Below are 12,764 nucleotides of genomic sequence, written 5' to 3'. Positions count from 1 at the left end.
CTGATTCCGCGAACGGCCGTCACGGCCCGATGACCAGGGCGCGGCACGGCGCCGTGCGGGCCCTGTCCCGGGCGTCGGCCCGCACCGAACGCCAGCCCCAGGCCCGCAAGGCCCGCAGGGTCGCGGTGTCGCCGCGGTCCACCAGCGTGACGCCGAGCACCACGGGACGGCCGGCGAGTCCGGCGGTGCGGTCGGCGAGCAACCGCCGCTGCAGGCGCCGGGCGAGGTTCCACTCACGGCCGGGGTACTGGGTGCGCACGCGGGAGGGGACCAGCAGCCCGGAGATCGCGAAGAGCCTCCCGGCGGCGGCGAGCCGGAGCAGATCCCGCGGGAGATACCCGTCCAGACCTCGCCACCAGGGCCCCTGCGCGGGCACCGGAAAGCCGTAGGCACATCCCGTCAGTACGACGCCCTCCCCACGGCGAGCGAGGTCCTCGGCACCGCCCGCCCCGCCCACCTCGGCCGTCCCCGGCACCTGGAGCACGCCCCGCTCCGCGACCAGCAGGGCGAAACCCGGTCGCTGCACCTCGACCGCGAGTCGGCGCAGGAACAGCTCGCGGGCCTGGTTCCACGCCCGCGGATCGCCCCCGGAGAGCTCCGCGTACAGGTCACCGAGTTCCTTCTGCCGGTCCTCGATCTGCCATCGCGACAGCGGGCGGATACGTTCCCCTTCCAGGGGCGACGGCGCTTGCCTGCCCCTCCGGTCGGGCACGTTCACGGCCATGAGGCGGTTCCTGCCCCGGGTCCGGACAAGGCCGGCCCGGCGTCATGGTTCGCCGAGGACGGCACCGCGGGGCAGCGGGCGCACGAAGAGCCCTCGGCACTTTCACCGTACTCCCGGCCGTTCCCGGGCCCCGCGCAGGAGTAGCGTGGAACGAGAAGTCCAGGACAGGTGAGCACGGACAAGGTGAGCACAGTGCCCGGTACCGATCCCCCCGTCGCCACAGGACTGCTCTCGGACGGCGTCCACGAGTCCATACGCCCCGGGACAGCCCTTCTTCGGCTGGAGACGACACATGACCGCCAGGGCGTCCTCGACGGCGCGTGGTGGCCGCGCTCCCGTGACATCGCCGTCGAACTGCCCGGCCTGGTCGGGGCCCTGACCGAACACCTCGGGCCGATCGCCCGGATCGGCCTGGACTCCGCCTCCTGGGACGGACTGCCGACGCGCCTGGTCGTCGAGGGCCGGGTCGTGCACATCGACGCGTCGTCCGTCGGCGACAACACCGTCCTGGTCACCCGGGGCGATCAGGACCTCTTCTCCCTGCTCGTCGTACCGCCGGACAGCCCGCCCGACGCGGCGCGGGCGGCGATGGCCCAGGCGGTGCGCGCCGACAACCTCAAAGGGGCCGAGCAGATCCTCGTCGACACCTTCAGCAGCCAGGACACGAGGCAGCCATGATCCACGCGGCCGATGTGCGGGAGTGGCGCGAGCACGACGTGGTCGACCCCAAGGGTCACAAGATCGGCACTCTCGAAGCCGTCTACGTGGACACGGCCACGGACGAACCGGCCATGGCCACGGTCCGTACGGGGCTGCCCACCCGTCAGCGTCTGGTCTTCGTCCCGCTCGACGAGGCGGTCCTGGGGCCCGACTACGTGAAGGTCCCCCACGCCAAGGGGACCGTGCGGAAGGCGCCTTCGATCGGGACGGACGACGTGCTGCCCGCCGAGCAGGAGGAGACGATCTTCCGCTACTACGACCTCGCCTACCAGCCGGGTGTCCATGGCGAACGGCAACTCGCGCGCCGCTGACCGCCAGGAGGTGATCGGGTCGATGGTGACGTTTCTGCTGCTCCTGCTGGTGGCCGTGATCCTGGGGATCATCGGTGCGGCGGCGGACGGGCTGGGCTATCTGCTGGCCATCGGTGTGGTGCTCTTCGTGGCCGACGTGGCGTTCTTCGCGGTGGTGGGGTCCCGGCGCGTCCGGCGTCCCCTGCGCTGACCCCGCGGGCCCGCCCCGCACGGTGGGAGAAAGTCTGTCGCAGCGGGACCATATTCTCCGCCCGCCGGAGTTAGGGTTGTCCCGCGTCCGCGAAACGAAGGTGCCATGCCCGCTGAGAACGCCCCCGCCGCCGGGAACCTCGACGACGACGACTATCCCGCCTACACCATGGGACGAGCGGCCGATGTCCTCGGCATCACCCCCGCCTTCCTCAGGGCCATCGGCGAAGCCGCGCTGATCACTCCCCTGCGTTCGGAGGGCGGCCACCGCCGGTACTCCCGCCGCCAGTTGCGCACCGCCGCCCGCGCCCGTGAGCTCGTCGACCAGGGCACCCCCGTCGAGGCCGCCTGCCGCATCGTCTCGCTCGAGGACCAGCTCGAGGACGCCCTCCGCCGGAACCGGGAAATGCGCCGGGAGCTGGACGAGCACGGCGCGGATACCTAGTCCCGCCGGTACAGAATTACCTACCGCGGCGGGATAAGAATTCCTGTACGGGGCCGAAAAAACGTGGGAGTTTCGGCCCGACCCGTGTTAGCGTGATACCAGTTGCAGTTTTGGTTGCCAGAGACTTGTTTCTTTGCAGAGCTTTCCGGATTCTTCCGGAGGGGTGATCATCGCGGCGACTCGGATCCGTAAAGTGCGGACTCCGGCACTGCCCCCCAAGGGAGATTCAATATGGCATCTGGCACCGTGAAGTGGTTCAACGCGGAAAAGGGCTTCGGCTTCATCGAGCAGGACGGCGGCGGCGCTGACGTGTTCGCCCACTACTCGAACATCGCCACCAGCGGCTTCCGCGAGCTTCAGGAAGGCCAGAAGGTTACCTTCGACGTCACGCAGGGCCAGAAGGGCCCGCAGGCCGAGAACATCGTTCCCGCCTGACGCTGACACGAACCATGTGGCTGGGGCCCGCACTCTTGGGGTGCGGGCCCCAGCTCTTGTGTTCCCCCAGTTCCACGAACCCCCTGCGTCTCCCGAGTTCCCGGATTGTTGACCGCCTCGGATTCAGCGCCGAGAGGCCGGGATTTTCGAATTGTCTTCGGCTCATTCTCGCGTCTGTGGAGGCATCCATGCGCTGTGTCATCGCCCGATTCCCCTTCGACCTGACCAAGAGTGAGGTCGAGCACTCGATGAGCGGCATCACGCCCGAACCCGTCACCGGCGTGGCCGTGACCATCGACCACCGCGTCTACCCCGTCATGCAGGTCGGGGAAGTGATCACCAGGCAGAACCGCCGCGACTTCACCACGGGTGAGATGCGCCGGGCGCTGACCCGACTCGGCTTCACCTGCCACGACGCGCCCCCCGCCAGGCCGGCCCAGGACGTGCGGGCTGACGAAGGTGCGCTCGGCTGGTGACGTCTCGGTTCCCGGCACGCCGCGGCGCCCGTGGTCGGGCTAGGCTCCTGAGGCATGACGCACCCTGACGACCTGCTCGTCGCGATCGCCGCGATGGTGGAGTCGCGGCACAGCAGCCAGATGTCCCTCACCGTGGTGATTCCGGGAGCCGTCATCACGGGACGGCTGGCCCCGGAAGCCCTGTGGAAGGAGCGGGTGGCCGAAGTCCTGCAGGACTCCGAGCACCTGGGGCGGTTCGCCGCCGCGTTCACCTCGCTCCAGGCAGGCGGCGACCACCGGCCGGAGCACGGTGACAGGCCCACCCACCTGCACTTCCACGTCGCCCGGATTCTCCAGGGCAGCTTCGGCATCCCCGACACGGGAGGCATGTACCGCGTCGCGCTGGAGGACGTGAGCGCCTGGACCATCGGGGACATCGGCTACTCGGACCAGTGAAAGCCCCCGGCCCCTCCTCCTTCTACGCGTGGGGAGGGGCCGGGGGCTGACTGACGCGCTACTCGCTACTCGGTTCGCGCGGCGTCGTCACCCGTCACATCGGTCACCGTCCAGCGCTGGTTGGCGCCGGAGTTCGCGAGCCACACGCCGACGGAGGCACCGTCGTTCGTGGACTGGCCCCCGACGTCCGCGAGCCGGCCGGTGGCGGCGTTGACGAGGGTCCAGGTGCCGTCCCCGGTCGACGACATGATCCACTGGGCGGCGCTGTCGCAGGTGCCCTCGTCGGGCTCCGCCACCAGGGCGCCGTCGCGCACCGCCAGGCGCTTTCCAGCGGTCGCCTCGGTGAAGGCGTAGCGCTTGCGGTTGTCGGTGCCGCTGATCTGCTCGAGGCGCCACTGCTGACCGCTCGGGTCGGCGGCGTCGGCGCTTTTGATGACCAGGCCGGTGCCGTTGTCGGCGATGGTGAGGTCCTTGCCGCTCTGGGCGCCGGTCAGCCGGTAGGTGTGGCCCTTCTGCAGCTCGGCCGCGTCCTCGGCGACGCCGGTCACGCCCTTGACCAGGAAGGACGTCACGGACTGGGCCGGCACGGTGATCGTGGCCTGCTTGCCGGTGACCCGGACCGCCTTCTGCCGCTCCAGCTTGCCGCCGGCGCTGGTCACCACCGGGGTGACGGTGGCGCGGGAGGAGATGCGGCCGAACTTCGACAGGTCGAGGGTGACCTCGCGTGCCTCGGTGGCGCTGTTGACGTGGACGACGGTCGCCGCGTCGCCCTTGCGGGAGACCGCCGCGGTGCTGGCGGTGTCGTTCGTCTTGATCAGCCGGTCGCCGGGCTTGATGTAGTGGGTGAAGTTCCGGGCGGTGTCGAACTTCGTGTTGGTGTAGATCGGGCAGCTCTCGAGCGTGTCCTTCGAGGTGCAGCTGAAGGAGAGCTGGATCTCGCCCCAGTTGCCGCCCTTCGCGGACTCGCCGCCCGGCTTCATGTTGTCGTAGTCCTCGACGGGCTGCCAGAACACCCAGGCCTTGGGCTCCAGTTCGCGCAGGTCGTCGACCATGCGCTGGGCGAGACCCAGACCGGGCCGCATGTCCGTGAAGCTCTGGCCGTCGCCCCAGTCGCCCTCGACCTCGCTCATCCACAGCGGCTTGTCCGCCGCCTTGGCCAGGTCGCGCACGGTGGTGCGCTGGCTGGTGCCGTAGGTGTGGACGTTCATCTGGCCGACGAGGTCGCGGACGTCCTGCGGGTAGGAGTTCCAGTTGGTGGCGAAGGTGCCGGGGTTGGTCTCGTCCATCGCGGAGATCTCCGCGCCGGTCCTGGACTTCTCCAGGGTCGGGGCCAGCGCGCGGATCACCTTCTGCTGGAGTTCGGGGCCGATGTGGGCCCCCTCCTGACGGCCGCCTACGGGCTCGCCGTCCGCGCCGAGCTTGGTGCCCCAGTAGTTGGTGTTCGGCTCGTTGAACGGGTCCAGGGTGTCGACCTTGATGCCGTGCGCCTTCTCCAGGCGTTCGGTGGCCCCCACCAGGTACTTGGCGAAGTCGTCCACGGACTCGGTCTTGAGCTGGTCCTTGCCGGCGTCGAAGTTGCCGGAGACGTAGCCGCTCTCGGTCATGAACCACGGCGGGGAGTTGCTGAAGGTCTCCCAGTGGGTGATGTCCTTCTTGATGCGGTCGACCCACCAGCGCTGCGTCTTGTCGGCCTTGTTGTTCCAGTCGGCGGGGTCGTCGGCGTCCCACCAGTCGACGTCCTCGCGGGTGGTGCCCGCCGGGGCCTTCCACCAGCCCTCGACCGCGCCGCCGGCGCGCAGGTAGTCCTTGACGTCCGGGGCGTTGCCGCCGCCGATGTTGTAGCGGGCGATGTTCAGGGCGAGGCCGTCGTCCCCGAAGAGGAGCTCCGCGAGCTTCTCGCGTATCGCGGGCGGGTAGTCGCCGGTGGCGTTGGCGAACCAGACCAGGCTGGTGCCCCAGCCCTCGAACTTCTCGTGCTTGTAGGAGGGGTCGGGCTGGACGGTGACCGCAGTGGTCGCGGTCGTGTCCGCGGGCGCGGCGGGCAGTGCGGTGGCGGCCAGAACGGTCCCGGTCGCGAGGGCCGTGACGCCGATCCCCAGGAGGCTTCTCTTACGGGTGCGGTGTGCCATCTCGAGTACTCCAGCTCTTCGGGACCGCAGGGGTGCGGTTCGGTGCGATTCGGTGCGTTCTCGTATGGTTCTGGCTCGTAATGTTTACGTAAACATGCACTGGCGGGATGTCTACACTGTCCGAATCTCAGGGGTCAAGGAGTCGTTCCGGGCCGAAAGTTGCGCGGCCCGGGGAGCGAGGGGACGAAGTGGGCACTGCGGACGGTGACAGCACAGCGGTGGGCGCGAGAAAACGTGCCGCCCGCCCCCGCCAGGGCGCCTCCATGGCCGACGTCGCGCGGATCGCCGGCGTCTCCTCCCAGACGGTCTCCCGCGTCTCCAACGGCTTCCCGGGCGTGAACGAGGAGACCCGCCGACAGGTCCTCGCCGCCATGCGGGAGCTGGGCTACCGGCCCAACAGCGCCGCGCGGGCGCTGCGCCGCGGTGAGTTCCGCACCCTCGGCGTGATCACCTTCTCCCTCTCCACCATGGGCAACATCCGCACCCTGGAAGCGATCGCTACCTCCGCCGCGCAGCACGGTTACGCCGTCACGCTGCTGCCCGTCGCCGTCCCCACCCAGGACGAGGTGAACGGCGCCTTCTCCCGGCTCGGGGAACTCGCCGTGGACGCGGTCATCGTCATCATGGAGATCCATCTGCTCGACGCGGCGACGGTCTCGCTGCCGCCCGGCGTCCAGGTCGTGGTGGCCGACTCGGACGCCGGCGACCGCTACACCGTGGTCGACACCGACCAGGCGGGCGGCGCCCGCGACGCCGTACGGCATCTGCTGGACCTCGGCCATGACACGGTGTGGCACCTGGCCGGGCCGGAGGACTCCTTCGCCGCCCAGCGCCGTGCCAACGCCTGGCGCTCCACCCTCACGGAGGCAGGCGCGGTCCCGCCGCCCCTGGTGCGCGGCGACTGGTCGGCGGAGTCCGGTTATCTGGCCGGTCTGCGGCTCGCCGAGGAGCGGGACTGCACGGCGGTGTTCGCCGCCAACGACCAGATGGCCCTGGGCCTGCTGCGCGCCCTGCACGAACGCGGCCGCAAGGTGCCCGACGACGTCAGCGTCATCGGCTTCGACGACATCCCCGAGTCCGCGTCCTTCCTGCCCCCGCTCACCACCATCCACCAGGACTTCGCCGAAGTGGGCCGCCTCTGCGTCGAGGGCGTCATCGGCAAGATGCGGCACGACCACACACCCCACGACACCGCACACGGCACCACCCTCGTCCCGACCCGGCTCGTGCCACGCCGGAGCACGGCACCGCGGCCCGAGCGCCCGGGCGGCTAGGACGCCTCGCGTTCACCTACCCGCAGGCTTGGCTCGGGGGACGATCACCGCAACCGCACCACCCGGCCGGTCGTCGATCGGTGATCGGTGATCGGTGATCGGGTGGCTGGAACTTCGGCGGGCTCGCAGGAGTTGGCAGGGGGACGCGCGGAACTCACGCGGACGACCGGAACGACACGGCTGAAGCCGAGGTGGCACGGATGGCGATGTGGGATCGGATCAAGGACCAGGCCAAGGGTCTGCAGCAGCAGGCACAGGGGGCGCGCGGCGCATCCGCCGGTGGACCCGGCCGGCCGCGTTCGGGGTCCTCCGGCGGATCGAAGGCGCAGCTGGTGAACACGCTCAAGTCCCAGCTCACCTCGCTGAAGACGGAGCTGAAGAGCGGTGCCTACCGCGACGCCAGCATGGCCATGTGCGCCCTGGTCGCCGCGGCCGACGGGCATGTCGACCCGGCCGAGCGGCAGCATGTGGAGTCGCTGATCCTGAACAACGACGTCCTGCAGAACTTCCCGTCCGAACAGCTGCGCCAGCGCTTCAACAAGCACGTCGACCAGCTGGCGTTCAACTTCCAGCAGGGCAAGGCCGAGGCGCTGCAGGAGATCGCCAAGGCCGCGAAGAAGCCGACGGAGGCCAGGGCGGTCGTACAGACCGGGTTCGTCGTCGCGGGTGCGGACGGGTACGTCGCGCCGGCGGAGGAGCAGGTCCTGCGCGAGGCGTGCTCGGTGCTCAACCTGTCCCCCCAGGAGTTCGGCCTCTGACCACCCGAGTTCCCCGCTCTTCGCCGGAGCCTGATCACCGCCGAGAAGCTGTGGCGTCGTTCAGCTCGGCCCAGACCGTCTTGCCGTGCCGGGCGTGGCGTGTGCCCCACGGATGACGTCGTACCAGTCACCGCCCACACCGGCCCCGGCGCCGGCGGGCAGGTAGCGGCAGGCGACCTCGGCGGCCGACTGCTCCGGCGTGTTCCGCGGGAGCAGGCTGCGCTGCAGGGCCAGGGCGGTGGCGCGGGCGTGCGTGTAGCGGCGGGCGTTGTCCACGGCCACGGCCGCCCGGGCGGCGATCTCCTGGGCGAGGAGCAGATCCTCGTCGTCGAAGGGATCGCGGCCCCGGTGCCGGAAGAACTGCGCGACGCCCAGGGTGGCGCCACGGGCACGCAGCGGTACGACCAGCGAGTGCAGCGAGTGCTCCGGGGAGCGGGCCGCGTCGGCCCGGTGCCGGGAAGCCTGCCCGAGGGTCAGGGCGCGCTCCGGTGGAGAGCCGGCCGGGTAGGTGTGGAGGTGCTGCGTCTCGATCGTCGGTTCCGGGGTCTGCTCGCCCACCGAGCGCTGGGCGATCCGGCGCAGCACGAGCGGGCTCTCGGCCGCGGTGCCGGGTTCGTGGAACGCGGAGTCGAGCAGGTCGACGGTGACCCGGTCGGCGCAGTGCTCGGTGGCCAGGTCCGCCAGCTCCTGGGTGGTGCGGGCGATGTCCAGGGTGGTCCCGATGCGCATGCCCGCCTCGTTCACCACGGACAGCCGCCACCGCAGCCTGCGGTCCCGTTCCTCCTGGAACGCCAGGACGGCCTGCTCCGAGGTGCGGTCCACGTACTCGATCACCGCCGCGATCAGCTTGCGGGCCGCCGCGCCGACCAGTGCGGCATCGCTGGTGAGCCGGGGCATCTCCTCGAGCATCCGGTCGAGGATCACCCCCTGCCCGAGGCGGAAGGCCCGCAGCAGATCGCTGACGGGCTTCCCGCGCCGGGCCAGCCGACGGGCGCGCTCCACGTCGGCGGGCGGCGGTTCGATCAGGCTCGGCTCGATTCCCTGCTCAAGGCCGAACAGGCCGGCCATGACGTGCTCGGTGATGTTGTCCAACGCCATCTGCGCGAGGCCCGGGTCGTCCCACAGCTCGGGAACCTCACGCCGCAGGCACCGCTCCACGTCGTGGATCAGCTGGTCGCTCTCGGGCCGGGCTCATGTGCGGCACGGGACACCAGGGTGTCCGCGGTGAACTCCACACCACCGACGGTACGCCCCTGGAAGTCCCGTTCACGCCCGCGGCCGGGCGGTCAGCGGCGCTGCGCGCGGCGCGCCTCGCCGAGGCGGGCGTAGTGGTCGATCAGGCCGGGATTGTCCACGACGGCGGGGTTCACAACCTGCTCGACGGGGGCGCCCTGGAGCAGCCGTTTGACCGGGACTTCGAGCTTCTTGCCGGTGCGGGTGTGCGGGACGGCCGGCACTTCGATGATCTCGTCGGGGACGTGGCGGGGTGAGGCGCCGGTGCGGACGGCCTCGCGGATGCGGTCGCGCAGCGCGTCGTCCAGCTCGACGCCGGCCGCGAGGACCACGAACAGCGGCATCCAGTAGCCGCCGTCCGGCTCCTCCGCCCCGATGACCAGGGCCTCCGTGATCTCCGGGAGGCGTTCGACCACGTCGTGGATGTCGGCGCTGCCCAGCCGTACGCCGTTGCGGTTCAGCGTGCTGTCGGAGCGGCCGTGCACGATCACCGAGCCGTGCCCCGTGACCGTGATCCAGTCGCCGTGCCGCCACACGCCGGGGTACGCCGAGAAGTAGGCGGCGCGGTAGCGGCTGCCGTCGGGGTCGTTCCAGAAGTACAGCGGCATGGAGGGCATGGGCCGGGTGACGACCAGCTCGCCCACCTGGTCGGTGACCGGGAAGCCCTCCTCGTCGTACGCGGCCAGCGCCACGCCCAGGTAGGGGGCGGACAGCTCGCCGGCCCGCACGGGCACGGTGGGTGCGCCGCCGGCGAAGCCGGAGACGACGTCGGTGCCGCCGCTGATGGAGGCGAGCTGGACGTGTGCGCCGAGGTGCTCGCCGACCCAGGGGTAGGCGGAGGCGGGCAGGGCGGAGCCGGTGCAGCCGACCGCGCGGATCGAGGACAGGTCGTGCACCGACGGGTCGATGCCGAACTTGGCCATGCCCAGCAGGTACTGGGGGCTGGTGCCGAACAGGGTGACGCGGTGCCGGGCCGCCAGTTCCCAGAGGATGTCGGGTTGGGTGAGCAGGGCCGGGCTGCCGTCGTAGGTGCAGGTGGTGGCGCCGGTCAGGAGGGTGGAGACGACCAGGTTCCACATCATCCAGTGGGTGGTGGTGTACCACAGGAGGCGGTCGCCGGGGCCCAGGTCGGACTGGAGACCGAGGGTCTTGAGGTGCTCCAGCAGGACGCCGCCGTGGCCGTGCACGATGCCCTTGGGCAGGCCGGTGGTGCCGGAGGAGAAGACGACCCACAGGGGGTGGTCGAACGGCACGGGCGCGCAGGTGAGTTCCTCGGTGCGGGTCGCCGCGTCCTCCCAGGTGAGGACCAGCGACGGGTGGTTCGGCCCGAGCCCGGGCAGGCCCACGTGGTCCACGAGCACGGTGGCCTTCAACGTCGGCAGCGCGCGGGCCAGTTCGAGGACGGCCTCGCGGCGGTCGTGGGTGGCGCCGTTGAAGAGGTAGCCGTCGGCGGCGACCAGGACCGTGGGTTCCAGCTGGGCGAACCGGTCGGCGGCGGCCTTCGGGGCGTAGTCCTGCCCGCACACCGACCACACGGCCCCCAGGCTCGCCGCGGCGAGGAACGCGACGATCGCGTGCGGCGTGTTGGGCAGGTAGCCGACGACACGGTCGCCCTCCCCGACGCCCAGGTCGCGCAGGGTCGCGGCGACGGAGGCGACCTGGGCGCGCAGCCGGCCGCCGGTCAATTCGTAGCCGGGGCCGGTCTCGTCCAGGGCGATGATCGCCGGGTCGTCGTCGGTGAGGTTGCGCAGGGCGTGGTGGGTGTAGTTGAGGGTGGCTCCGGTGAACCAGCGGGCCCCTGGCATGGTCTCCTCGGCGAGCACCTTCTCGTACGGGGTCTGCGCGTCGACGTCGAAGTACTCCCACACCGCGCTCCAGAAGCCCGCCAGGTCGGTGACCGACCAGCGGTGCAGGACGTCGTAGTCGGCGTCCGCCGCCACTCCCCGGTGTTGTGCGGCCCAGCGGCCGAAGTCGGCGATCCGGCTGCGCGCGGCGGACTCCGGGTCCGGGGTCCAGAAGGGGTCTGCGTACGGCGTGGTCATCGCGCGGAACTCCTCGACAGGGGCAGTGCGGATACGGGCTGTTCGGCGGGCCGACGGGTGGTGCAGAGCAGGGGCGCCCAGGCGGCGGTGTCGGTGAAGTCGGTGCCGCCCGCCGGCACGACGTCCAGGACGACGCGGTCGGGGCGCAGCAGGACGGCGTCGGCACGGCCGGCGCGCAGCCAGGCGGCGAGGGTGCCGTCGTCGCCGGACTCGTGTACGTCGACGACCCGGGCGCCCAGTCCGTCGGTGAGCGCGCGCAGCGAGGGCGGCAGGGGCACCGCGGTCAGCACGGCGAAGGAGTCCCCGAGGAGGTCGTCGAGGCGGACCTGTTGTCCGTCCTCGCTCGTCACCCGGGGTTGCGGGCAGTAGGTGCCGCCGAGTCGACTGCGGCGTATCAGCGGACCGGCGGGCAGCGGGCGGCTGAGGTCCCGGCCGGCCCTGCTGGTCACCCCGGGGACACGGCAGGCCGCGGCGACGGCGGTGCGGCGCAGTGCGGCCGCGCGGTCCTGGCCGCCGGTCATGGCCCAGCCGGTGGCGACCGCCAGGCGGATGACATGGCGGGCGTGCGGCTTGCGCTCCCGCTCATAGGTGTCCAACAGGCCTTCGTCACCGCCCTGTTGAAGGACGCGGGCGAGCTTCCAGGTCAGGTTGTAGGCGTCCCGCAGGCCCGAGCACAGGCCCTGCCCGACGAACGGCGGGGTGAGGTGGGCGGCGTCCCCGAGCAGGAAGACCCGGCCCCGGCGCCAGCGGTCGGCGATCCGCGCCCGGAAGGTGTACTGCGCCTGCCGGATGACGTGGAAATCGTCGATGCGGGAGATGTCCACCCAGGGGGCGACCAGCTCTCGTAGCCGCTCGGCGTCGAGGACCTCCCCCTCACGCAGCCGGAACTCCCAGCGGTAGCGGTCCTCACCGATGCGCATGAAGGTCGCCGGACGGTGCGGGTCGCAGACCTGGTCGACGCCCTCCCAGCAGCGGACGGCGGCCTTCGTCGTCACGTCGATGACGGTCCAGTGCTCCTCGAAGCGCAGGTCCTCCCAACCCGCCCCGATGGCGTCGCGGGTGAGGCTGCCCGCGCCGTCGCAGCCGAGCACGGCCTCGGCGAGCAGCACGTGTTCGCCCTCGTCGTCGCGGTAGGTCACACGGGCCGGGCCGTCCGCGTCCTGCTCGACCGCTGTCACCTCCGCCCCGCCCCGCAGCTCGCACTCCGCATGGCGGGCCAGCGCGGCCCGCAGCAGCCGTTCCAGTTCGGGCTGGTCGAACATGCTGGTCTGCGGGAAGCCGTGGTGGCCTTGCGGTGAGCGCCGGAATTCGGCGATCACGCGGTGGCGGGCGTCCAGCAGCCGCAGTCCGCGCGCGGGGCGGGCGACGGCGGCGAACTCCTGGTGGATACCCGCGGCCTGGAGGATCCGGCGGACCTCGTCGTCGGTGGCGACGGCACGGGGCAGGGGGTAGACGTCGTGGTGGCGTTCGAGGACGACGGTCCTCACCCCACGCCGGGCCAGCAGCAGGGCGGCGGTCACGCCCACGGGGCCGGCGCCGACGATCACCACGGGAACGTCGGCCGAGTCGTGCTCGACTGTCATGTGCGGCTCA

Annotated in this window: 14 protein-coding genes; 9 read left to right on the top strand and 5 right to left on the bottom strand. The window is 71.2% G+C overall.

Annotation, left to right across the window (positions count from 1 at the left end; genetic code table 11):
• Nucleotides 1-19: 19 nt before the first annotated feature.
• Nucleotides 20-724 (bottom strand): hypothetical protein, encoded by a 705-nt coding sequence (locus PBV52_RS24950; protein WP_274241221.1) that lies wholly within the window; start codon nucleotides 722-724, stop codon nucleotides 20-22.
• A gap of 192 nt (nucleotides 725-916) precedes the next feature.
• Here PBV52_RS24950 and PBV52_RS24945 point away from each other — a divergent pair, with 192 nt between their 5' ends.
• The 7 genes from PBV52_RS24945 (at nucleotide 917) to PBV52_RS24915 (ending at nucleotide 3,735) form a co-directional block, all read left to right on the top strand.
• The gene (locus tag PBV52_RS24945) at nucleotides 917-1,402 is read left to right on the top strand and encodes a DUF5994 family protein (protein WP_274249556.1); all 486 of its coding nucleotides are present in this window, start codon (nucleotides 917-919) and stop codon (nucleotides 1,400-1,402) included.
• Nucleotides 1,399-1,755 carry a PRC-barrel domain-containing protein gene (locus tag PBV52_RS24940; RefSeq protein ID WP_274241220.1) on the top strand — a complete coding sequence of 119 codons (357 nt, stop codon included), beginning with the start codon at nucleotides 1,399-1,401 and terminating at the stop codon, nucleotides 1,753-1,755. The genes PBV52_RS24945 and PBV52_RS24940 overlap by 4 nt, the downstream gene beginning before the upstream one ends.
• Complete coding sequence (locus tag PBV52_RS24935) at nucleotides 1,727-1,945, top strand: hypothetical protein (RefSeq protein WP_274250024.1); 219 nt, start codon at nucleotides 1,727-1,729, stop codon at nucleotides 1,943-1,945. Before PBV52_RS24940 ends, PBV52_RS24935 begins: the two co-directional genes overlap by 29 nt.
• Nucleotides 1,946-2,050: 105 nt before the next feature.
• A complete protein-coding gene (locus PBV52_RS24930) occupies nucleotides 2,051-2,389 on the top strand; it encodes a MerR family transcriptional regulator (RefSeq protein WP_274241219.1) in 339 nt (112 codons plus the stop codon).
• A gap of 231 nt (nucleotides 2,390-2,620) precedes the next feature.
• Nucleotides 2,621-2,824 (top strand): cold-shock protein, encoded by a 204-nt coding sequence (locus tag PBV52_RS24925; RefSeq protein WP_007383480.1) that lies wholly within the window; start codon nucleotides 2,621-2,623, stop codon nucleotides 2,822-2,824.
• A gap of 188 nt (nucleotides 2,825-3,012) precedes the next feature.
• The gene (locus PBV52_RS24920) at nucleotides 3,013-3,300 is read left to right on the top strand and encodes an SCO5918 family protein (protein ID WP_274241213.1); all 288 of its coding nucleotides are present in this window, start codon (nucleotides 3,013-3,015) and stop codon (nucleotides 3,298-3,300) included.
• 54 nt (nucleotides 3,301-3,354) lie between these two features.
• Nucleotides 3,355-3,735, top strand: coding sequence for a hypothetical protein (locus tag PBV52_RS24915; protein WP_274241211.1), 381 nt, complete (start codon nucleotides 3,355-3,357; stop codon nucleotides 3,733-3,735).
• A gap of 65 nt (nucleotides 3,736-3,800) precedes the next feature.
• On the opposite strand, the gene PBV52_RS24910 is transcribed toward PBV52_RS24915, so the two are convergent.
• Nucleotides 3,801-5,864, bottom strand: a complete 2,064-nt coding sequence (locus tag PBV52_RS24910) for a glycoside hydrolase (RefSeq protein ID WP_274241210.1) — start codon at nucleotides 5,862-5,864, stop codon at nucleotides 3,801-3,803.
• A gap of 263 nt (nucleotides 5,865-6,127) precedes the next feature.
• Between PBV52_RS24910 and PBV52_RS24905 the strand changes: the two genes are divergently transcribed.
• The gene (locus tag PBV52_RS24905; protein WP_373922023.1) at nucleotides 6,128-7,138 is read left to right on the top strand and encodes a LacI family DNA-binding transcriptional regulator; all 1,011 of its coding nucleotides are present in this window, start codon (nucleotides 6,128-6,130) and stop codon (nucleotides 7,136-7,138) included.
• 200 nt (nucleotides 7,139-7,338) lie between these two features.
• Nucleotides 7,339-7,896 carry a tellurite resistance TerB family protein gene (locus PBV52_RS24900; protein WP_274241209.1) on the top strand — a complete coding sequence of 186 codons (558 nt, stop codon included), beginning with the start codon at nucleotides 7,339-7,341 and terminating at the stop codon, nucleotides 7,894-7,896.
• A 60-nt stretch (nucleotides 7,897-7,956) separates the two neighbouring features.
• Here PBV52_RS24900 and PBV52_RS24895 read toward each other — a convergent pair whose 3' ends face one another.
• The 3 genes from PBV52_RS24895 to PBV52_RS24885 form a co-directional block, all read right to left on the bottom strand.
• The gene (locus PBV52_RS24895) at nucleotides 7,957-9,054 is read right to left on the bottom strand and encodes a GAF domain-containing protein (protein ID WP_274241208.1); all 1,098 of its coding nucleotides are present in this window, start codon (nucleotides 9,052-9,054) and stop codon (nucleotides 7,957-7,959) included.
• A 128-nt stretch (nucleotides 9,055-9,182) separates the two neighbouring features.
• The gene (locus PBV52_RS24890) at nucleotides 9,183-11,171 is read right to left on the bottom strand and encodes an acetoacetate--CoA ligase (RefSeq protein WP_274241206.1); all 1,989 of its coding nucleotides are present in this window, start codon (nucleotides 11,169-11,171) and stop codon (nucleotides 9,183-9,185) included.
• Entirely contained in the window at nucleotides 11,168-12,754 is a 1,587-nt protein-coding gene (locus PBV52_RS24885) for a bifunctional 3-(3-hydroxy-phenyl)propionate/3-hydroxycinnamic acid hydroxylase (protein ID WP_274241204.1), read from the bottom strand. The genes PBV52_RS24890 and PBV52_RS24885 overlap by 4 nt, the downstream gene beginning before the upstream one ends.
• Nucleotides 12,755-12,764 lie beyond the last annotated feature (10 nt).

Origin of the sequence: Streptomyces sp. T12 (genome assembly GCF_028736035.1) — a bacterium.
Taxonomy (GTDB): Bacteria; Actinomycetota; Actinomycetes; order Streptomycetales; family Streptomycetaceae; genus Streptomyces.
The sequence above is the reverse complement of the archived record's forward strand: the minus strand, read 5'-3'. Positions and strand labels throughout refer to the sequence as shown.